Here is a 21,325-nt window from a genome sequence, read left to right on the forward strand (position 1 = left end):
ACGGTGACGCCGAAACCCCACTGCCCACCGGGGCTCATCCCCGCGGGCGCGGGGAGCACGACCTGGACGTCCGAGAGCAGCGGATCATCGACGGCTCATCCCCGCGGGCGCGGGGAGCACGGTGTCGACGGAGTCTCGTATCAGGTTGCGTTGGGCTCATCCCCGCGGGCGCGGGGAGCACAAGCAGGAAGTCGACGCCACGGTGGAGAACAGGGGCTCATCCCCGCGGGCGCGGGGAGCACTCGCCGTCAACGAGTCCGATCCGGTCGCCCTCGGGCTCATCCCCGCGGGCGCGGGGAGCACTCCCGCACCCGGCCGACCATCCACGAGTTCCGGGGCTCATCCCCGCGGGCGCGGGGAGCACCTACTGGCCGGAACCTGGCTCGCCTGCGCGAGGGGCTCATCCCCGCGGGCGCGGGGAGCACAAGGTGACCGTGAGAATGTCCGCGCCAGTGGGGGGCTCATCCCCGCGGGCGCGGGGAGCACATCATCCTGTGCGGCATCATCTTCGGCGTCCTGGCTCATCCCCGCGGGCGCGGGGAGCACGCCTGCTCATCGCAGGAGACGAAGTGCGACAGGGGCTCATCCCCGCGGGCGCGGGGAGCACGGTCAGCCACTCCTGTCCGGCCGACTCGCGGGCGGCTCATCCCCGCGGGCGCGGGGAGCACAGTCCCGGAGAGGCTGACCGGGGCGGCGGAGAGGGCTCATCCCCGCGGGCGCGGGGAGCACTCGCCCAACCGTCCGACGGTTCACCTTTCGCGGGGCTCATCCCCGCGGGCGCGGGGAGCACAAGCGGTTCGTCGTCGGCCGGTCCGGCAGGCAGGGCTCATCCCCGCGGGCGCGGGGAGCACCCGCTGGTGTACAAGCCGCGTGCCGGCCGGCCGGGCTCATCCCCGCGGGCGCGGGGAGCACGTCGCGGTGAGGGTGATCGTCGGCGAGGTCGGGGGCTCATCCCCGCGGGCGCGGGGAGCACCGCATTGGACAACATCGCGACCAGCGCGAAGGGGGCTCATCCCCGCGGGCGCGGGGAGCACCCGGCGGTGACCGGCCTGACGCTGATGTCCCGGGGCTCATCCCCGCGGGCGCGGGGAGCACGCGACGTACGCCAGGATGTCGAACGAGGCGTCGGGCTCATCCCCGCGGGCGCGGGGAGCACCCATGTGCGCCCTGGTTTCGTCGTCGTAGGTGGGGCTCATCCCCGCGGGCGCGGGGAGCACCGGCTCGCTGCCCGATGCCGACCCGGTGATCCGGGCTCATCCCCGCGGGCGCGGGGAGCACCTGACCTGCCGGCCGGAGGCCCGGTCCATCGCGGGCTCATCCCCGCGGGCGCGGGGAGCACAGGGCGAACCCGGCACTGAGCGAGCCGTCCGGGGGCTCATCCCCGCGGGCGCGGGGAGCACCATCTCTCACCAGCCAATTCATGGCCGGCCAGAGGCTCATCCCCGCGGGCGCGGGGAGCACCCGGTGGTGACCGGCCTGACGCTGATGTCCCGGGGCTCATCCCCGCGGGCGCGGGGAGCACGGCAGCAGCAGGTGGCCGACGTCGCGGGCGAGGGGCTCATCCCCGCGGGCGCGGGGAGCACGAGGGTGGGACGTCGGCCACGGCATCGCTAAAGGGCTCATCCCCGCGGGCGCGGGGAGCACAGCCGCGTCACCAGACTGGTCTGCCTGTCCGAGGGCTCATCCCCGCGGGCGCGGGGAGCACCAGGGGTGAGCCCGTCGCGGCCGCGGACCCGGGGGCTCATCCCCGCGGGCGCGGGGAGCACGTGGGCTGGGTCGGGATCGACTGCAAGGCTCGGGGCTCATCCCCGCGGGCGCGGGGAGCACTCGGCGGCCAGGTCCGGCAGGAGGTCGCCGGAGGGCTCATCCCCGCGGGCGCGGGGAGCACTCCGGCGGCAGCAGCTTCGACGCCGCGAGGACCGGCTCATCCCCGCGGGCGCGGGGAGCACAAGCAGGATCTGCCGACCGCCCTGTCCCGGGCGGGCTCATCCCCGCGGGCGCGGGGAGCACAGGAACGGCAGCAGGGGCGGATGACGTGACCGTGGCTCATCCCCGCGGGCGCGGGGAGCACGGTGGCGCAGGCTGCGCCGGTTCACTCGGCGCGGCGGCGGGCGGCTCATCCCCGCGGGCGCGGGGAGCACCCTTCGCCGCGGCGGTCCTTGCGGACCTCGACGGGCTCATCCCCGCGGGCGCGGGGAGCACAGCAGCGGCCGGCCGTCGACGAGCTTCGTGCCGGGCTCATCCCCGCGGGCGCGGGGAGCACGCGCCTGGCCGTCACGGTCGACCTGGGCGCCGGGCTCATCCCCGCGGGCGCGGGGAGCACGTCTACATGTGGAACTCGGAGAACTCGGCCAAGGGCTCATCCCCGCGGGCGCGGGGAGCACTACTCGCCGCCGACCCCCACGGCCTCCGGATCGGGCTCATCCCCGCGGGCGCGGGGAGCACGCCGGCAACCAGGTCACCCTGACCGGTTCCCGGGGCTCATCCCCGCGGGCGCGGGGAGCACGTTCACGCGCGCCGGCTAGGTATCGCACGTATGGGCTCATCCCCGCGGGCGCGGGGAGCACTACGTCTCGTATTCGGTCGGGGTGAGCTGCGAGGGCTCATCCCCGCGGGCGCGGGGAGCACAGCAGCTTGTCCTTGACCGCCAGCAGGGCATCGGGCTCATCCCCGCGGGCGCGGGGAGCACTAGGGCACCAGGCGCTCGGGGACGTCGACCTCCGGCTCATCCCCGCGGGCGCGGGGAGCACCTACCTCGTCACCAACAACACCTACACGGTCAGCGGGCTCATCCCCGCGGGCGCGGGGAGCACTGCTGGAACTCGAACCGGTAGGTGCCGTCGTCGGGCTCATCCCCGCGGGCGCGGGGAGCACCGGGAGACGGTCCCCAGCTTCATCGCTGCCTCGGGCTCATCCCCGCGGGCGCGGGGAGCACACCTGGGCCGGCGGCACCGGGACCAGCGTCACGGGCTCATCCCCGCGGGCGCGGGGAGCACTGACCGCTGTTGCGCCCCTGTTCCAGGCCCTCGGGCTCATCCCCGCGGGCGCGGGGAGCACTGTTCCGCGGCGACCCTGACCGGTGCTGCCTGGGGCTCATCCCCGCGGGCGCGGGGAGCACGAACTCATCGCATTCGCAGTAGCGATGCACTCGGGCTCATCCCCGCGGGCGCGGGGAGCACGGCCCGTATCCGGTTCCGTACCACTTGACCGCGGGCTCATCCCCGCGGGCGCGGGGAGCACACGTTCCCACCGGCCGGCCTGGAGTGGGTGAGGGGCTCATCCCCGCGGGCGCGGGGAGCACCATGTCCGTGGCATGGCATCCGACGAACCGGTGGGCTCATCCCCGCGGGCGCGGGGAGCACGATGGTTCTACGGCTCGGACGAGCAGGCGGTCGGGCTCATCCCCGCGGGCGCGGGGAGCACTCTGGCGTGCTTCTTTTGGTGCCGTGCTGGTCAGGCTCATCCCCGCGGGCGCGGGGAGCACCCAGACAACCTCGATCTCGTCGCCCTCGCGCAGGGCTCATCCCCGCGGGCGCGGGGAGCACATCCAGACAACCGCGGGAAGTGTTGCGGCGACGGGCTCATCCCCGCGGGCGCGGGGAGCACCCACCTTTTGGCAGTCGCCTCGCTACCAAGGCGGGCTCATCCCCGCGGGCGCGGGGAGCACCCAGACAACCTCGATCTCGTCGCCCTCGCGCAGGGCTCATCCCCGCGGGCGCGGGGAGCACTGTCGGCTGCCTTCCTCCCTGTGATCGGGCCCAGGCTCATCCCCGCGGGCGCGGGGAGCACTCAACCAGGACATCCCACAGGGTGCCGAAGATGGGCTCATCCCCGCGGGCGCGGGGAGCACTGCCACGACGGATTGCTGAGCAGCCCAGCGGACGGCTCATCCCCGCGGGCGCGGGGAGCACACCACCATCAGCGCCGGTGCTGCTGACGTCACGGGCTCATCCCCGCGGGCGCGGGGAGCACTCGACGTTGAACACGACCAGACCCTCGGCGCCGGGCTCATCCCCGCGGGCGCGGGGAGCACTTGATCGTGTCGGTGTCCCAGTCGATTTCCTTGGGCTCATCCCCGCGGGCGCGGGGAGCACGCTTGTTTCGGACACCTTCACCGGGACAAACGGGCTCTTCGCTTTGAAGCTGGGTGGGGGTTTGATCCCGGGGCGACACGCCGGGGCTGAGATGCGCTGATGTGGGGCCTGGGGTCCTCACGATCCGTGTTCACCGCCAAGTGAATGCGACCCGTGAGGAAGGCCCCAGGTGAGCGATGACGTTACCGGTGTGTTCGTGCTGCCCGGATTCCGGGTGGTGTCCAGCGACGTGCTCGACGACGAATGGCACCTGCTTGTGGAAACGCGGCGGGAGCCGACGGGCTGCCCGACCTGCGGCGCGGTCGCCCGAGTCAAGGACCGGCGCACGGTGACCGTGCGGGACCTGCCGGCCGGCGGTGTGCCGGTCGTTCTCCGTTGGTGCAAGCGGATTTTCGAGTGTCGATACGGGTTGTGCGAGAAGAAGACCTGGACCGAGCAACACGACGCGATCGCCCCGCGTGTGGTGCTCACCGACCGTGCGCAGCAGTGGGCGTTCGAGCAGGTCGGCCACCACGACCGGGCCGTGTCCCGGGTCGCGGCCCAACTCGGCGTGTCCTGGCACACGATCATGACCCAGGTCGTTGACCGCGGCACCCCGCTGGTCGAGGACCCGGACCGGCTGGCCGGGGTGAGCGCGGTCGGGGTCGACGAGACCTCGTTCCTGCGGGCCACCGGCACCCGGCACACCCAGTACGCCACCGGCGTCGCCGACCTGACCCCGGGCCGCCCACCGCGGCTGCTGGACGTCGTACCGGGCCGCTCCGGCCGAGTCCTGGGCGACTGGCTGACCGACCGCGACGAGGCCTGGCGGTCCGCCGTTCTGACCGCGTCGCTGGACCCGTTCCGCGGTTATGCCACCGCGCTCTCGGCGCATCTACCTGCGACGACGCGCGTGCTGGACGCCTTCCACATCGTCAAGATCGTGCTTCTCGCGGTCGACCAGGTCCGCCGCCGCGTGCAGCAGGACACCACCGGGCACCGCGGCCGGGCCGGCGACCCGCTGTACCGGGTACGACGGATCCTGCGGCGCCGCTACGACCGGCTCACCGACCGGCAACTGGTCCGACTGCGGGCCGCACTGACCGACGCGGACACGCACGAGGAGATCACCGCCGCCTGGCTCGTCGCGCAGAACGTCATGCAGGCCTACGCCAACCCCGACCGGGCCGCCGGACGCGCCGCGGCCGAGCAGGTCATCACCCTGGCCAAGACCTGCCCGGTTCCCGAGATCGCCCGCTTCGGGCGCACTCTGGTCGCGTGGCGGACCGAGTACCTGGCCCGGTTCGACAACCCCGCCCTATCCAACGGACCCACCGAGAACCTCAACCTGAAGATCAAGAACACCAAACGGATCGCCCGCGGCTACCGATCGTTCGCCAACTACCGTCTGCGACTACTTCTCAACCACGGCCTCATCAGGCAAGATCAACAACCGGCACGGATCCGACCACACCGACCCAGGTTGATTGCGTAGAGCCGACAAACGGGGCTCATCCCCGCGGGCGCGGGGAGCACCTCCAGGATGACCGCGCTCAGGATCCGGTCCAGGGCTCATCCCCGCGGGCGCGGGGAGCACCAACCATGGTTTCCCTTTCCGTGGGCAGTGGGTGGCTCATCCCCGCGGGCGCGGGGAGCACCCGTACACCGCAACCACCACGCAGTGCCAAACGGGCTCATCCCCGCGGGCGCGGGGAGCACGCTGAGCATGATCCGTGCGGCGCCGACAAGCAGGGCTCATCCCCGCGGGCGCGGGGAGCACGTCACCGTCCACGGCATCGGCAGCACCAGCGGCGGCTCATCCCCGCGGGCGCGGGGAGCACCCCTTGTTGACCCGGTGACCCATCAGCAGGCGGTGGCTCATCCCCGCGGGCGCGGGGAGCACGCTGGCGAGCGTGCCGGTCGTGGGCGGCCAGGCGGCTCATCCCCGCGGGCGCGGGGAGCACGGCTCGCAGGCTGGCCGGGCGTGGTGCGTCGGGGGCTCATCCCCGCGGGCGCGGGGAGCACGTTCCTTCCCTTTCGCGGGTGGGTCGGTGCCGCGGCTCATCCCCGCGGGCGCGGGGAGCACTTCCCGCTGAACACCCTCCCGGTCGGGACGGAGGGCTCATCCCCGCGGGCGCGGGGAGCACACCACGAACGCGGCCGGGGACCGCGACTGGCTGGGCTCATCCCCGCGGGCGCGGGGAGCACCTCGCCGCGAACTCTGCGCACGGTGCGGTGAGGGGCTCATCCCCGCGGGCGCGGGGAGCACGTTCGTGGCGAGCGGCAGTACCTGCACTACCCGGGCTCATCCCCGCGGGCGCGGGGAGCACCCGCTCACCCAGCAGGCCAAGATCACGGCCCTGGGCTCATCCCCGCGGGCGCGGGGAGCACTGGCCATGTTCTGGCGGTGAACGTCGCGGAACGGGCTCATCCCCGCGGGCGCGGGGAGCACTGGGGGACGATGAACGTCTGCGATGAACGGGTGGGCTCATCCCCGCGGGCGCGGGGAGCACCACGGTGACGGACAACGTTTTTGCCCGTGGCGGGGCTCATCCCCGCGGGCGCGGGGAGCACCACACCGGTCCGAGCCAGCGGAGACAGCCCGAGGGCTCATCCCCGCGGGCGCGGGGAGCACGGTTCCGTGGGTGGGTTGTAAACCTGAAGCGAGGGCTCATCCCCGCGGGCGCGGGGAGCACGCTGTGTAGCTCTCGTCCTCCTCGACCCGCAAGGGCTCATCCCCGCGGGCGCGGGGAGCACCTGACGATCCCGAACATCTCGACCACGAACAAGGGCTCATCCCCGCGGGCGCGGGGAGCACCTACCTCACCGAGTCCATGGCCGGCCAGTCCTGGGCTCATCCCCGCGGGCGCGGGGAGCACTGGTCGTTCGATGACTGGACTTCGGGCGATGCGGGCTCATCCCCGCGGGCGCGGGGAGCACGCCACCAAGCGGGCGCTCTCGTTTTCGCAGGCGGGCTCATCCCCGCGGGCGCGGGGAGCACATTGCCAACCTGCGGGCCTACGACGACTGCCGGGGCTCATCCCCGCGGGCGCGGGGAGCACCTTCTTGATCGTCCACAGCTCTTCGCCCAACTGGGCTCATCCCCGCGGGCGCGGGGAGCACTTCATCGTGCCCCTGGACGACGCACCCAACGTGGGCTCATCCCCGCGGGCGCGGGGAGCACGCGGATGGTGTTCACTGCTGCTGCTCCGTTCGGGGCTCATCCCCGCGGGCGCGGGGAGCACGTCATGCAGACCGGCGAAGCCCTGACCCGGTTCGGCTCATCCCCGCGGGCGCGGGGAGCACTTCGGCGGGGTGCTCGTCGCGCTGGGCGTTCCGGGCTCATCCCCGCGGGCGCGGGGAGCACCCTGACCGGGACGGGCGGGACCCGGTCCTACCGGGCTCATCCCCGCGGGCGCGGGGAGCACCTGGCGCCGTTCACGCCGGAGCCGTGGCGCGCGGGCTCATCCCCGCGGGCGCGGGGAGCACCCATTCGGCGAGGCGTTGACGGATCGGGATGAGGGCTCATCCCCGCGGGCGCGGGGAGCACCTGGCGAAGTCCGCGAGCACCGTCAAGGTCTCGGGCTCATCCCCGCGGGCGCGGGGAGCACGGAGTTCCCGAGCATTTGTACGTGATAGCGATGGGCTCATCCCCGCGGGCGCGGGGAGCACGACGGCCTGCCGTACGGCCGGCAGGCCGCCGGGGGCTCATCCCCGCGGGCGCGGGGAGCACTTCGGATCCCCACCGGACTCAGTGCGAATCTGGGGCTCATCCCCGCGGGCGCGGGGAGCACACTTGCGGACCTGCAAGGACGGGATCCACGAGCGCGAATCTACTTCGGTTTTTTCGTCGCCGCGCGACGCATCCGAGAGGCTTTGCTCCAGCCCGGGCGGATATCGGCGACGGGCGCCGCGCCGCGCTCAGGCGCACGATCGAGGTCCGGTCGGAGCATGAGAGTGAGTCCGTCGACATCGATCGGCTTCCACGAGCTGCGATGGACGCGGTATTCCAGTCCCTGTTCGTTCCGCGCCGGGTAGACCATGACGGCCCGTCCGTCCTTCGCGAGTTCGAGCACTCTGTCCCACAGCAGATCTCGGACCCTGTGGGAGACACGACCGACGAAAACACCCGGGCCAATCTCCATCAGCCAGCGGGTGAGGTGACCACGGAGGCCGGCCGGACACGCTGTCAACATCAGAACGACCATGTGTCCGACTCCACGTAGCCGGTCCCTCCGGACACGACCCGATCATCGCCGTCCCAGAGATTGATGACGTCGGCGTCCACGTCGTCCTCGACCGGATCCTGGTCCGGCAAGAGGAGTTGACGGATGTCTCGGGCGCAACGGGCGAGGATCTTGCCGTCGTGCACGGCGTCGCGAACCGCCCGTCGCGTCTCCGCGCCCACGTCCTCGGGTTCAGTGGCTGCAACTCGGAAGGCCACCGGGATGGAAATTTCGGCCTTGTAGAGATCGGCGATGTCAAAGACGAATGACCGAACGTGTCCGGTGTGGACCACCCCGAGGCCCGGCGAGCAACCGAGGGCGACGATCACCGCGTGCACAATCCCGTACAAGCAGGTGTGGGCCGCCGAGAGCGCCTGATTGATGAGCGTCCCGGACGCAAAATCCTCGCTGTTGTAGTCCCGTTTGTCCCAAACCACACCGGTCTCGGCGGACATCGATCGGTACACGCGCCGGACACGGGCACCCTCGCGACCCCGAAGCTGTTGCATCGTTTGGCCTTCGACATCCTCACCGGGAAATCGCATGGCATACATGGCCCGGGCGACGGCCAATCGGCGCTGCTGATTGCTCACGATCGCGGCCTGCGCCTCCAGCAGCCGCGACGAGCGAGCCAGGCTGCGACCATGCGCGTAGTAGCGGACGCCCCGCTCGCCGACCCACACTGCCGTGGAACCGGACTCGGCCAGCAGCACCATCGCTTGGTGACTGACCCGGGTTCCTGGACCTAGGAGCAGGGCGCCGAGGGTGGCCGCCGGCAGATGGACGGTCCCTCGTTCGTCCGTCGCCGTGATCGCGTTGTCCTGGCGGTGGACGATGCATCGTTCGAGGTAGACGAAGGAGATCCGGTCCTGCGCGCGGACGAGCTCGGGAAGTTCGGGCGGACGAGTGCCGGGGATCTTCCTCATGTCGGCGGGCGAACGATGGTAAGCAGTCCGCAGCCGTATCCCTTCGCCCGGCCGATCCCGGCGACGAGCGCCAGCCGAAGGGCAGCAACGTCTTCGACATCGAGGACTCCGTCGAACTGAGCGGTCGACAGCGTGACCCGGCTACCGTTGCGGCCGAAGGACACAACGCCTCGCTCAGTCACGGTCACGGCCGGACCGGTCTCACCGACGGGAACGACAAAGCCGTGATTCTCGGACCGGGCCAACAGCCAGTTGATCTGCTGAGCAACGGTCACATGCGCGACTCGCTTGCCGATGTCTTTGGCCGCCTTGACCGGGTTGCCGCGCAGCCGGAACGCCCAGCGCTGCCCCTCTTGGAGTCGGTCGAGAAGACCATCATAGGAACGTGTCTCCCACGGTTCGAGGTCAGAAATCGGCCACCCCGCCTGCTCGACAAGGTGTGTCAGATCAGGCCGGTCGGGGCTGAGAATGTAGAGCAAAGTCGCCGGACCATCGCGGTCGACCCGCCACAGCACGCGGCCCTCGGATGGCCCGTTTGCGGGCGGGAAGCCACTGAGAACCGCCGCGTGCATGGCCTGCGGGGAGCCCAGAAGCTTCTGCGCCCCGCGCCGGGCTCGGTTGATCGGGAACCTCGTCAGGTACATCTCACCAACTCCCCAGCTCATCCATCGGCGAATGGGCAGGAACCCCGGAATGGCTGACCGCCCGTTGCCCGTCAGGATTGTCGACGACAACCGCGCCGCGGATAACGGAACGCAGGCCGTACGTGCGTGCCCGTGGATCAAAACTCACGGGATGATCACGCACCAATTGCGGCACTTCGGGATCAGTGAGTCGCTCGGCCAGCTGAGCGGGCACCTCCGTCGCCGCCGCGTCGACCGCGATACTCAGCCGCGCCGGGTCGGCCACTCGCCGGCGGTAGGACTTCGTGGCGTGCCACGGCTCGTCGAAAAGCGCAGCCAGCAGCGGACCCGAGCGGATGCAGTCCTGTTGCGCGATCGGCTCGGACGGCGGGCAGCTGCGCCGGCCCAGGTACAGCGGGAAGGTCGGGTCACGCAGCGCACCCGCCAGCCCGGCGATGAGCGACTCGGGACCTTCAACCGCAGCGAGAAACCGCGCGTCCGAAAGGTAGTACCGCTCGGACAGCGGCATCGTGCGGGCGCCGTCAAGACTCCGCGCCGTCTGGAAGTCGCGCAGCAATGTCCCGGGCTGATCGACACGAACCCCGAAGATGAGGCCGGCCAAGTCTTCGATCGCATCCGTTCGGCGGCGCCCCAACGCTGCCGCCAGCAATCCCACGATGGCACTTTTGCTCGGCTCGGCAGCAGTCTCCCGGCGGGCGTACCGGCTGCGCTCACCCCAGGACTGCATGGGACCGGTGAGTCGCAGGACCAGCACGCTCACGCCCGGACCGCGGAGGCGACCAAAGCGTCGGCGACCGCCTCCCCCACCGCTGCGATCATGTCGTCGAGCGCGATCGACTCCCCCAGGGCCGCGAGGGTCCCGACGGTGGGCGACGCCAGCACTGTCATCGATCGGGTGGGCGCGGTGCCGTAGGCGTGGTCGACGCTCTGCGCGTGAGCGACGAGCCGGTCCGCGGCTTCCCGCAGCCGGGATCCGCCGGCCGGGACCTCGACGGGTTCCTCGAAGGCACCGACCAAGTTGATCGGCTGGGAGTCGCGGACCTGCACCACGACGGCGTCGGGCAGGGTGCGATTGGCGAAAGTGTTTTGCTTTCCGGTGGGCATTGAAGTCACGAAGGCACGAACGAATTCCTGAGCCGCGCGGATCGTGGCAGCATCGTCACCGAGGTTGACCCGCAGCCCGTCGATGTTCACCGTCGCGTAGCGGTAGAGCGTGGAAGAGTTGAACTCCACCGTTCCGATCATGCCGGCCCCGGTCTCCTCCTCATTTTCTTTACGGTCGTCAACGGCGGTGAAATAGTCGAATTCGTTGCGGACGGCATGTACGGAGAGTGCGTGGGCAACCTGCGCCGCGGCGTCGACGTTCAGGTCGGCGGCGTCGGCGACCATCCGACCGAACAGCGCGACGTCCACGCTCTGGCTGGAGTCAGCGGCGGCCTTGGCCTGCTTCTTGTCGATCGTCGTTTCCTCGGCGGCGCCGATGGCGAGTTCGGCGAGTCGCTCGACCTGATGCCGGGCCAGGAACAGCAGGTACCCGGACTCGTCGAGACCAGGCGCTTCCCCCTTCTTTTTCGGCTTCGGCGCGCTCAACGTGATGCCAGCAGCCACCAGGACCTTCTTGGCCAGTTCGACCGCGCCCTCGGCGCCGACCCCCGGTGATTGGCGGAGGATCTCTTCACTGACCAACTCGACGACCCGTTTGGTGCGCACCCCGAGGTCCGCCGGCTTGATTCGACCATCGAATGCCTTGCGGGTAGCCCGTTTCCATGCCTGGCTCGACACGCGGGCGCGCTGAACGCCGCCGTAGATTGCCGTCTTCGGGCTGCCGGTGTCGTCACGGTTGAGGTTGCTCGGCGGGACGGTCTGCAGGATGTGGATGTCGATGCACTTCATGACGCGGTCTCCTGAATCTCGAGGGGGATGGCGGTGGAGTCGACCTTGGCGGGAGTCCTGCCCGTCTGGTAGTAGTCACGACCCCACCGAAGCCGGACGGTTGTGGCACTAGCCGGGTACTGCAGTTTGCGCAGATGGCTGGCCAACAGGCCGTAGTCGAGCGGGATGCCCGGATCGGCACCTCGCAGCTGGGTGACCAGACCCCTCGCGTGGTAGACGATTTCGTCGATGGACTGGGCCGTAGCGATCATGTCGAAGCGCCGCCGCACGTTGTCGCCCGTTCCGGAGCGACGACTGAGCTCACCCACGGCCCACCCCAGGGAACGGCCTGACTTGTGCATGCCGTCCCGGCGTTTGGACTGTTGGTGGACCGCATACAAGGTCACAGCAGTGAACGCCGCCCGCTCTGCAGGGGTGGGGGCATCGCCGTAGACGGGCAACGACGCGGGCCACCCGCCGAAAATGGGCGCCCAGACCGCCGGGTCATCACCGGGTTCTCGGCCGACCGCTCGGCGAAGCCGGGCCAATAGGGCCGAAGACTTCGCGAAGCGAGTCCGGTCGTCACTGAGGTAGTCCGCCTGGATCCGGCCGACGATACCGGCCACGTGATCATCGAGTTCGTCGTCCGGATGGCGGTCCTTCATGGGCGTGCTCCTGACTCTGCGGTTGGCTCGGAGACGGGCGGGGCGGTTGGCAGGGCGGCGGCCAGGTTCCAATGGAAGCGTCGCTCCGCGGAGACGACATCAAGGCGTCGGTCGGGTCTTCGGGGGTCGGGTCGACCGGTCCAGGCCTCGGGCGGGGCGGCGTCGATCAGGGCTAGACCGATGCTCACGAGATCGCGCCGAGCGACGACGAACCACTGCGTGACGGCGGCATCGAGATTGGAACCGGAGACCAGCGTCCCCATCCAGCGACGGAACGGCTCGTCCAACCGATGGAAGCCCAACTGCCGTGCCCGCCCGCGTAGCGCGTCACCGACACCACCAGCGGCCTGTTCGAGGTCGCGGCCGAGATCGCCCAACGCCTGAACCGCCTTATCCGTGTGCGCGATCGCGTCGATCAAGCCCTGCTGCAGATCCGGATGGTCCAGCACCGCCGCAGGAACGACCATCGTGTCGTCGTAGACCGCGTCGATCACGGAGCTGTTGGATCCATAGATGACGCTGATCGCCCGAGCGCGCAAGACAAAGTTCGGACCAAGAACGTCGTCGACCGCTCCCTGAAGCCAGCGCAGAGACGCGGCGGGCAGACCGGTTTCCCCGTCGACGGTGTGGTGACTTCGGTCGGCTCGCGGCAGCACCGCCCCGGCGCCGCGCCAGAAGCTGCGGTCGGCATCGTGCTGGCGCGGCATGTAGACGGTGGTCTTATACTTCTTGGACTGCGGATCGCTTCGCCGCCAGGCCGTCATGGGCTCCCAGGCATGCCGATTCTGCGGCCACAGGACGTCCCCGTTGGCGATGAGCACTCCGGTGACCCGGTCGGCCTCCACCCGCAACCGCATCCGCCGACTCGGCCAGGTCAATAGATCGGCCGGCCCCCGGGGCGCTCGACCGGGGATATCTCCGGTCGTCTCCCCGGGGAATTCCTCGGCGGCGGTCAGCGGCTCGCGTTCCCAGACCGGCTGATCCTCCTCGCCTGACCACGGCCGATCGTCATCGTTCGGAGAGCCGAGAGTCAGGTTGAGCAGCAAAGTCTCCTTGAGCGTGCGCCCCTGGACCAGGACGCCACCCAGGTTGCCGGCCCAGGCGGTGCCGATCGGATAACCCTTGCCCCCCTTCACCCGCGGGTCCCCCACGGCCCCCGACTTGATGCCCGAGGGGTCGAAAGCCTGCGCGTGGATGAGATATCGCGCAGCCTCCGCCAGCGAAATGGACCGAGCCGCCAGACCGGCTCGCACCGTGAAGAACTGCTCACCGTTGGGAATATCGGGAATCAGCTTTTCGAGCTCACTGAATTCACTGCGCGTCGTATGCAGTCCGGCCACCTGCAGCCAGGGCTGCGCCGGATCGAGCAGGTCGAAGCGTTGGTACCAATCGTCGAGGTAGGAATTGAGATCCTCGGCGGGCAGTTCCGGCGCGTCCCAGAGCTCTCGCCATTCCTGCCGCGGGCGTTCCACCGGCAGCGCCCGGTAGACGATCGCTAGCAGCAAGCGGTGCAGCGCGAACGTCATAGACGCCGGCTCACCTTCGATTGCCGCGATCCGATGCGCATCGATGAGCGCCTGGCGGATCGATATGTCAGCGGAGGTCCCGTCGAGCCAAACAGCCGGCAGGACCGGTTCGTCAATCACGTTGAAGGTGCGCGTCATCGCGGCGGCTCCGATCCTTAAAGGGGCTTGGCACTTGCAGGGGAGGGTGCCCGGCCGGGCGGAACGGTGACGGGCCTTGACCCCTCGGTCGCAACGCCCGTTCCGTGTGAACCAAGGACTTCCTGTTGCTTCATAGCCACATCACGTGTTCCCCGCCTCTGCGGGGTTCGAGCGGCTTCGTGGGCGTCCCGCCCGCGAAGCCGCTCATTCTGCCTCCTCGACGACGAGCCCGTCCCGACGTGAGTAGCGCAGCCGGAATCCAGCAAGCTCCGCGGTCAGGTCCTCACTCAGCGGCAGGACCAACTCTCCGCGCACCCAGGGAGATTGCTGCCAGGACGCCCGACCTTGGCGTTCAAGTTCGCCGATGACCTGGTCAATTCGCCAGACCGACAGCTGTCGGGGTAGCCGCAACGAGCATTGAGCCACGGCCCGAGCCAGCCGCGGTTCCGGGGCTGCGTCCCGGGGCAATTCCGCACCGCCGCAATCGCTCAACCAGGGAAGCACGAACCAGCCGTCACCCCGCTGTTGGACGACAAGCACCTCCAACCCGTCCTCGCCGTCCCGCACCTTCGCCCGACCATCGTGTCCCTCCGCGTCACCGGCATTGGCATGCGACCAGCCGAACAGGTCCAGCACCGGGACCTTCCCGATGCTGAACATCTCGGCCCCAGTGGTGCGACCGGCGCTCTCCTGCTGAGCCTTCTGTTCGGCGTCATCGAAGGTCGCGCACCACGCTTCGGGTACCTCGACCTCCGCGGCGTAGGCCTGATCGACCAGCCGCGGGATATCCGCTGGAAGCTCAATATCCCTGCCTGGCGATCCGTCCGATCTGAGGACGACCGCAGCCCGCAACAGGGCTGCCAATCCATAAACTGCCACCGATCCACGATCAGGTTCGACGGGGTCGGCATCCCAATTCGCCCCGACCACGACGCACCGGGGCTTGGTCATTAATCCTCGCTCGTGAGCGTGGCGTCGATGGCGGTGCAAGCGACCCATTCGCTGCAGGATCAGGTCAGCCGGGGCCAGATCGGTGACCAACAGATCGAAGTCGATATCGAGGGATTGCTCGAGTACCTGGGTGCCGACCACGATACGAGGGCCGGGCATCCGGCGGGCCTGGCCGGGAGCCCCCAGCTCGGCAAGCAGGTCACGGTCCCTGCGCATCCGATCCGTGGCCAGGTAACGCGAGTGCGTTAACGTCACCACCTCCTCACCCAATTCCGCCCGAAGGACCGCGGCCGAGCGCTGGGCACGCCCGACGGTGTTCCGGATGATCCCGACAACTCCGCCGCCCTGGGAAGCTGCGCGGACGAGGTCGACCAGCTCGGACTCGTCGTCGGAGGCGAATTCGACCCGCACCGTGCGGGCCAGCCCGGCTGCCGCCGGCGCCACCTGAACCATGCTGCCGGCCCCGGCGATCGTGATCAGGGGGTACGGCAAAGGGCCCGCCCCCGCCAGGCCTTCACCAGATGCTGTCGCCTCGTCGCAGGATGGGGGTGGCGGGCCAGCCGACGTGAGTGCCCGCGGCCGACGGCGTCGAGAAGCCCGAGCCGTCGGGGAGGCTGGCGTCGCCGGCCGGGCCCCGGTGCTGTAGGCGTTCAGAAGTTCCTGCCGGCGAGCCGCTGGCAGGGTGGCGCTCAGCAGGATGACCGGGACACCGTAGGCACCGAGCCAACGCAGGACATCCCGCAGGAAGACTGCCATGTACACATCGGCGGCGTGGACCTCGTCGATGACGACGACCTTCCCGGCCAGGGCCAGGTGCCGCAACGCCACGTGACGGCCACGCAAGGCTGCATACAAGACCTGGTCGATCGTCCCGATCACGAAGTTCGCCAGCATGCCCTTCTTGCGTCCGGTCAGCCACTCAAGCGCAACTGCCACCCCGGCTCCGCATCCATCGACCCCGCCATCCCCCGTCGTGGGCGACAGCGTGCGCATGGCGGCGAATGTCGGGTTCAGGGGTGCCTTGCTGTGGGCGAGGAAGAAGGGCTGTGCCGACTGCGCAGCACCGCGAAGCCACCCGGTGAACCGGTCGACCATCGCATCGGAAGTGGCCATCGTCGGCAGCGCAAAGATCAGTCCGCCGCAGCCGAACCGTTCAGCGAGCACCTCACCGGCGGCCAGCGCCGCCTCCGTCTTGCCCTCCCCCATCGGCGCCTCGATGATCATCAGACCAGGACCCGTGATCGCCTGGGCGGCGCGGATGGCCTCTTCTTGCGCCGGTCTCGCCTCCCGGCCGAAGCGACGTCCGAACAGCGTCTCCACCGCTCCCGCATCGGCCGACCAGGCGGGGAGAAGGCCGACGTCGCGCCAACCGCTCCGAACTCGCTCTGCCGTCGACCTGGTATCGAAACAGGGGAACCGAGCGGTGTCGCTGGCGATCCAGTCGGCAACGATCACCACCGCCGTGATCACCACCTGTGCCGTCGGCGCGAGCGCTGCGGTGCGGAGCGAATCCAGATGCGCGGTGATGCCGGAGTTCCGGGCTACCCAGTCAGTCAGCTCCTGCTGGACGCCGCGCCATGGCCCGGTGCCGGCCTGGGCCGCCACACCCGCGTGCGTGATGTCGTCCCGGCCCGGCGCGACGCCATGATGACCACCGGGCACAATGGCCCATGAGTCAGCCGTGTCCCGATCGAACCCATTGCTCTCCAACCACTGTCGCAGAATCCGGTGGGACTGCTGAGCATGCGGCGTCCTTGGCGGATGCTCCACCAACGGGCTGAACGGAAGACCCGCGTCGCGCATCGGCTCCGTGAGTGGACGAACTTGGGCAGCGAATGCCGGGCTGGCCTTGCCCAGATCGTGCGAGCCGGCCAGCCAGACGAGCACGGTCCGCGCGACGTCGTCCGGTCTTCCATCGGCGATGATCCGACGGACGGACGGTGCCATCCATCGGTCCCACAGCAGGCCGGCGACTTCAGCGGTGTCGCTCAGGTGCCGCCACAGCGGCATCGGTCCATCGCCGTCCGGACCTGACTTTCCCCAACACGACCGCACCGCGGCCGACAGCGATCCAGAATCCCATGTGGCCACTCCGCCCCCAGAACCCACACGCCCCACTGCGCGCCCCACCGCAGCCTATCCCCGCGCACGGACATATGCCTCCGGAGCGCCAAAGACGTCAAACTACGTAGCCCAACCTGGCCGAGTGTGCAGAAACCGCCCCCAACAACGTTGGTGAGGGCGGTTTCTGCACACTCGGCGCACCAGGCGCGCGGCGCGGGTCAGGCCACGCCGAGGTAGGCCTCCTTGATCGCCGGGTCGGCCAGCAACTCCTTGCCCGGACCGGTCTTGACGACCTCACCGGTTTCCAGGATGTAGGCCCGGCTGGACCGGGACAGCGCCTGCTGGGCGTTCTGCTCGACCAGCAGGATGGTCACGCCGGTGGCGTTGATCTCCGAGATGATGCGGAAGATCTGCTGGATGACCATGGGCGCCAGACCCATGGACGGCTCGTCGAGCAGCAGCACCCGGGGGCGGGCCATCAGCGCGCGGCCGATCGCCACCATCTGCTGCTCGCCGCCGGACATGGTGCCGCCGACCTGGGAGCGCCGTTCGGCCAGTCTCGGGAACAGTTCGAAGACCTTGTCCAGGGTCTCCTGGTAGGCCGCCTTGGACTCGAACTTGCGCCCGTAATGGCCCATGTCCAGGTTCTCCTGGACGGTCATCCCGGGGAATACACCGCGACCCTCGGGCGACTGCACGATGCCGGCGATCACCCGCTTGTAGGCCTTCATCTTGGTGATGTCCTGGCCGTCGAAGATGATCGACCCTCGGGACAGCGGCCGGACCCCGGAAATGGCCCGCATGGTGGTGGTCTTGCCGGCGCCGTTGGCGCCGATCAGGGTGACCAGCTCGCCCTTCTCCACCGAGATGGAGATCCCGTGCAGCGCCTCGATCCGGCCGTAGGCAACGGCCATGTCCTTGATCTCAAGCAGTGGCATCGTCGGGCACCCCCAGGTAGGCGGCGACGACCGCCGGATTGTCCCGGATCTCGGCGGGCAGGCCTTCGGCGATCTTCTTGCCGAACTCCAGCACCACGATCCGGTCGGTCACGCCCATGACCAGGCGCATGTCGTGCTCGATCAGCAACACCGTGTACCCGTCCGCGCGGATCTTGCGGATCAGGTCCATCAGCGCGACCTTCTCCGCCGGATTGAACCCAGCAGCCGGTTCATCAAGGCAGAGCAGCTTGGGTTCGGTGGCCAGCGCGCGGGCGATCTCCAACCGCCGCTGGTCGCCGTAGGACAGGTTGCGGGCCTTCTCGGTGGCCCGAGCGCCGATCCCGACGAATTCCAGCAGCGCCAAGCCGCGGTCGATGGCGTCGCGCTCCTCGTGCCGGTGCCGGGGCAGCCGGAATGTCGCGCCGGGCACGGAGGTCCGGTGCCGGGCGTCGGTGCCCACCACCACGTTCTCCAGCGCGGTCATCTCGCCGAACAGCCGAACGTTCTGAAAGGTGCGGGCGATGCCGAGCCGGGTGATCTGGTTGCGCTTGAGCTTGGCCATCACCTGGCCGTCGAAGGTGACCGTGCCCGACGTCGGCCGGTAGACGCCGGTCATCGCGTTGAAGCAGGTGGTCTTGCCGGCCCCGTTCGGGCCGATCAGGCCGAGGATCTCGCCCCGCCGGATGGTGAAGGTCACCGAGTCCAGCGCGGTCAGGCCGCCGAACTTGACGGTGACCCCTTCCAGCTTGACCAGCGGTTCGCCGACCTCGGTCTCGATCTCCCGGGTGGGCGCGACGATCTCGGCGACCACCTCCGGGTTGGCCAGTTCGGGCGCGACGTCGGTGACATCGACCTCCACCGCGTCGTCGACGATCATCGGGCCGACCGGCTGATCGAAGGCGTCCTCGGACGAGGAGCGGTACTCCTCGCCGACCTCCGCGCCGGCCTCGATACCGCCCGGGTCGTGCGGGGATTCGGAGTCGCGGCTCACTTGGTCACCTCCACCGGGGCGTCGACGTGGTCCTCGTGCTGCCGCCGGCGGGCCGCCACGTACAGCTCGCGACCGTAGGTCAGCAGCTTCTGCCGGACCGGGATCAAACCCTGCGGCCGGAAGATCATCAGCACCATCAGCGCGAGGCCGAAGAACAGGTACTTGTACTGGGCGATCGCGTCACCGTCGATCGGGATCCCCAAGATCTCGTCCCGGCCGAGGAAGAAGTTCGGGAGGTACACGATGATGAAGGCCCCGAGGATGACCCCGAGTTTGTTGCCCTGCCCGCCGAGCACGACCGCGCACAGGAACAGCACCGAGTTGATGACATTGAAGTTGGTCGGAACCACGAACTGGACCTGGCCGGCGTACAACGCCCCGGACATGCCGCCGATGCCGGCCCCGATCACGAACGCCCAGAGCTTGAACTTGAACGTGGGCACACCCATGATCTCGGCGGCGTCCTCGTCCTCGCGGATGGCTACCCACGCCCGGCCGACCCGGGAACGCTCGAGGTTGCCGACGAAGATCAGCACGATGACGATCAGCACGATCGAGAGCCAGAACCACCAGACGCCGGAGTTGAGCGTGCCACTGACGTTGCCGGCGGAGAACACCCCGAGGGGGTTGGACTCCGAGGTGCCGAACCGGGGATAGGCGACCTGGGCCAGGCCGCGCCCACCGCCGGTGATCTCGATGAGGTTGTCGGCCAGCAGCCGGACGATCTCACCGAAGCCCAGGGTCACGATGGCCAGGTAGTCGCCGCGCAGCCGGAGCGTGGGCGAACCCAGGATGAGGCCGGAGATCGCGGTGATCATGATCGCGATCGGCAGGCAGGCCAGCCAGGCCCAGTCGGTGGACAGCCACCCGCCCGGTCCGGTCTGGTTCCACGGGCTGGCCGGGCTGGTCAGCAGGGCCACGGTGTAGGCGCCGACCGCGTAGAAGCCGACGTAGCCCAGGTCGAGCAGGCCGGCCTGGCCGACCACCACGTTCAGGCCGATGGCGATCAGCGCGTACATGCCGAACTGGGCCATCACCGCGCCGAAGTTGGTGCCCTGGGTGGTCAGCAACGGGATGTTCAGCAGTGGCAGCACCGCGATGAGCAGGATGAACGGAACCCCGAAGGCCCATTGGGTCACCCGCGCCTGCGCGTTCCACCAGCTGCGGAAGCTGTCGCCGACGCCGCCCTTGGGCCGGGCATCGAAGGAGGGATTGGTGCTCATACCCGTGCCCTCCCGAGAGACTCGCCGAGAATGCCGGTCGGCCGGAACATCAGGATCAGGATCAGCAGGACGAAGGCGACCACGTCACGCCAGCCGGTGCCGAACAGCACCTGACCATAGTTCTCCATGACGCCCAGAATCAGGCCACCGAGCAGGGCGCCGCGCAAGTTGCCGATGCCGCCGAGGACGGCCGCACAGAAGGCCTTGATGCCGAGGATGAAGCCGCCCGAGTAGACGATCCCGTTGGGGATCTTCAGGGTGTAGAGCAGCGCGGCGGCACCGGCCAGGATGCCGCCGATCAGGAAGGTCAGCATGATGACCCGCTCGCGGCTCACGCCCATCAACGTCGCCGTGGTCGGATCCTGGGCCACTGCGCGGATCCCCCGGCCGAACTTGGTCCGGTTGACGAAGGTGTCGGTGCCCAGGGACAGCACGAACGCGGCCACGAGGATGATCAGGGTGATGTTGGTGACGTCGGCGCCGAAGAGGGTGAACTGAGTCTCCGGCTCGACCAGTCGGATGGGCACCTGGGCGTTGACCCCGCCCAGCTCACCGCCGGTCAAGACGGGCAGGACGTAGTGCACGAACTCCTGCAAAACAAAAGACGCCCCGATCGCGGTGATCAGAAAGACCAGCGAGGGGGCGTTGCGCTTGCGCAGGGGCCGGTAGGCGAGTCGTTCCAGGCCCACCGCGGCGCCACCGGAAACGGCCATGCCACCGAGCATGGCGATCCCGAGATACATGATCGTCAGGAACGTACCTTCGCTGTAGACATTCCCGCTGGGCGTGAACCCCAGCAACATCAGCGTCGCGTACTGCCCGAACATGCCGAGCATGAAGATCTCGGAGTGCGCGAAGTTGATCAATCGCAGCACGCCGTAGACCAGCGTGTAACCGACCGCGACCAGCGCGTAGATCGCACCGTAGGCCAATCCGTCGATGGTGAGCTGCCAGAACAGATTGCCCAGCGCCTCGACGTTGAAGTTGATCGGCGCCGCAGACAGCGACACCGCCGCTACCGCCAAACCCGTCATCGCACTCCTTCTCCACGCTCGCGCATCGGCACGATAAGGACCCGAACGGCCGCG

Annotated in this window: 13 protein-coding genes and 2 CRISPR repeat arrays (1 of these 15 cut by a window edge); of the genes, 1 reads left to right on the plus strand and 12 read right to left on the minus strand. The window is 69.4% G+C overall.

Annotated features, from left to right (window positions below; translation table 11 throughout):
- A CRISPR array of direct repeats spans positions 1-4,094; the repeat unit is 29 nt; unit sequence GGGCTCATCCCCGCGGGCGCGGGGAGCAC (it extends 2,537 nt beyond the left edge of the window).
- A gap of 169 nt (positions 4,095-4,263) precedes the next feature.
- Entirely contained in the window at positions 4,264-5,568 is a 1,305-nt protein-coding gene (locus NAMU_RS15045; RefSeq protein ID WP_015746559.1) for an ISL3 family transposase, read from the plus strand.
- Positions 5,569-5,580: 12 nt separating this feature from the next.
- Positions 5,581-7,867: a CRISPR direct-repeat array (repeat unit 29 nt; unit sequence GGGCTCATCCCCGCGGGCGCGGGGAGCAC).
- A gap of 39 nt (positions 7,868-7,906) precedes the next feature.
- On the opposite strand, the gene cas2e is transcribed toward NAMU_RS15045, so the two are convergent.
- The 12 genes from cas2e to NAMU_RS15100 all read right to left on the minus strand — a co-directional run bounded on the left by cas2e (position 7,907) and on the right by NAMU_RS15100 (position 21,271).
- The gene (cas2e, locus tag NAMU_RS28445; protein ID WP_015748252.1) at positions 7,907-8,281 is read right to left on the minus strand and encodes a type I-E CRISPR-associated endoribonuclease Cas2e; all 375 of its coding nucleotides are present in this window, start codon (positions 8,279-8,281) and stop codon (positions 7,907-7,909) included.
- Entirely contained in the window at positions 8,269-9,225 is a 957-nt protein-coding gene (gene cas1e / locus NAMU_RS15050; RefSeq protein WP_015748253.1) for a type I-E CRISPR-associated endonuclease Cas1e, read from the minus strand. Before cas1e ends, cas2e begins: the two co-directional genes overlap by 13 nt.
- Positions 9,222-9,869: a type I-E CRISPR-associated protein Cas6/Cse3/CasE gene (cas6e, locus tag NAMU_RS15055; RefSeq protein WP_015748254.1), complete on the minus strand. Its 648-nt coding sequence runs from the start codon at positions 9,867-9,869 to the stop codon at positions 9,222-9,224. The genes cas1e and cas6e overlap by 4 nt, the downstream gene beginning before the upstream one ends.
- 1 nt (position 9,870) lies before the next feature.
- Positions 9,871-10,629 (minus strand): type I-E CRISPR-associated protein Cas5/CasD, encoded by a 759-nt coding sequence (gene cas5e, locus NAMU_RS15060; protein WP_015748255.1) that lies wholly within the window; start codon positions 10,627-10,629, stop codon positions 9,871-9,873.
- Entirely contained in the window at positions 10,626-11,762 is a 1,137-nt protein-coding gene (gene cas7e / locus NAMU_RS15065; protein WP_015748256.1) for a type I-E CRISPR-associated protein Cas7/Cse4/CasC, read from the minus strand. Before cas7e ends, cas5e begins: the two co-directional genes overlap by 4 nt.
- On the minus strand, positions 11,759-12,406 hold the full coding sequence (casB, locus tag NAMU_RS15070) for a type I-E CRISPR-associated protein Cse2/CasB (protein WP_015748257.1): 648 nt from the start codon (positions 12,404-12,406) through the stop codon (positions 11,759-11,761). Before casB ends, cas7e begins: the two co-directional genes overlap by 4 nt.
- Complete coding sequence (casA, locus tag NAMU_RS15075) at positions 12,403-14,070, minus strand: type I-E CRISPR-associated protein Cse1/CasA (RefSeq protein ID WP_015748258.1); 1,668 nt, start codon at positions 14,068-14,070, stop codon at positions 12,403-12,405. Before casA ends, casB begins: the two co-directional genes overlap by 4 nt.
- Before the next feature lie 204 nt (positions 14,071-14,274).
- On the minus strand, positions 14,275-17,151 hold the full coding sequence (cas3, locus tag NAMU_RS15080) for a CRISPR-associated helicase Cas3' (protein ID WP_322785870.1): 2,877 nt from the start codon (positions 17,149-17,151) through the stop codon (positions 14,275-14,277).
- Between the two features lie 152 nt (positions 17,152-17,303).
- Positions 17,304-18,023, minus strand: a complete 720-nt coding sequence (locus NAMU_RS15085; protein WP_015748260.1) for an ABC transporter ATP-binding protein — start codon at positions 18,021-18,023, stop codon at positions 17,304-17,306.
- Positions 18,010-19,014: an ABC transporter ATP-binding protein gene (locus NAMU_RS15090; RefSeq protein ID WP_015748261.1), complete on the minus strand. Its 1,005-nt coding sequence runs from the start codon at positions 19,012-19,014 to the stop codon at positions 18,010-18,012. The genes NAMU_RS15085 and NAMU_RS15090 overlap by 14 nt, the downstream gene beginning before the upstream one ends.
- The gene (locus NAMU_RS15095) at positions 19,011-20,237 is read right to left on the minus strand and encodes a branched-chain amino acid ABC transporter permease (RefSeq protein WP_015748262.1); all 1,227 of its coding nucleotides are present in this window, start codon (positions 20,235-20,237) and stop codon (positions 19,011-19,013) included. The genes NAMU_RS15090 and NAMU_RS15095 overlap by 4 nt, the downstream gene beginning before the upstream one ends.
- Positions 20,234-21,271: a branched-chain amino acid ABC transporter permease gene (locus tag NAMU_RS15100; RefSeq protein ID WP_015748263.1), complete on the minus strand. Its 1,038-nt coding sequence runs from the start codon at positions 21,269-21,271 to the stop codon at positions 20,234-20,236. The genes NAMU_RS15095 and NAMU_RS15100 overlap by 4 nt, the downstream gene beginning before the upstream one ends.
- Positions 21,272-21,325: the final 54 nt, after the last annotated feature.

Source organism: Nakamurella multipartita DSM 44233 (assembly GCF_000024365.1).
Taxonomy (GTDB): Bacteria; Actinomycetota; Actinomycetes; order Mycobacteriales; family Nakamurellaceae; genus Nakamurella; species Nakamurella multipartita.

Bases quoted from the DNA above. Each gene is read 5' to 3' on its own strand.
- casA (WP_015748258.1), bottom strand. From the start codon at position 14,070: ATGACGCGCACCTTCAACGTGATTGACGAACCGGTCCTGCCGGCTGTT.
- cas6e (WP_015748254.1), bottom strand. From the start codon at position 9,869: ATGTACCTGACGAGGTTCCCGATCAACCGAGCCCGGCGCGGGGCGCAG.
- NAMU_RS15095 (WP_015748262.1), bottom strand. From the start codon at position 20,237: ATGAGCACCAATCCCTCCTTCGATGCCCGGCCCAAGGGCGGCGTCGGC.
- cas7e (WP_015748256.1), bottom strand. From the start codon at position 11,762: ATGAAGTGCATCGACATCCACATCCTGCAGACCGTCCCGCCGAGCAAC.
- cas2e (WP_015748252.1), bottom strand. From the start codon at position 8,281: ATGGTCGTTCTGATGTTGACAGCGTGTCCGGCCGGCCTCCGTGGTCAC.
- casB (WP_015748257.1), bottom strand. From the start codon at position 12,406: ATGAAGGACCGCCATCCGGACGACGAACTCGATGATCACGTGGCCGGT.
- NAMU_RS15100 (WP_015748263.1), bottom strand. From the start codon at position 21,271: ATGACGGGTTTGGCGGTAGCGGCGGTGTCGCTGTCTGCGGCGCCGATC.
- NAMU_RS15085 (WP_015748260.1), bottom strand. From the start codon at position 18,023: ATGCCACTGCTTGAGATCAAGGACATGGCCGTTGCCTACGGCCGGATC.
- cas1e (WP_015748253.1), bottom strand. From the start codon at position 9,225: ATGAGGAAGATCCCCGGCACTCGTCCGCCCGAACTTCCCGAGCTCGTC.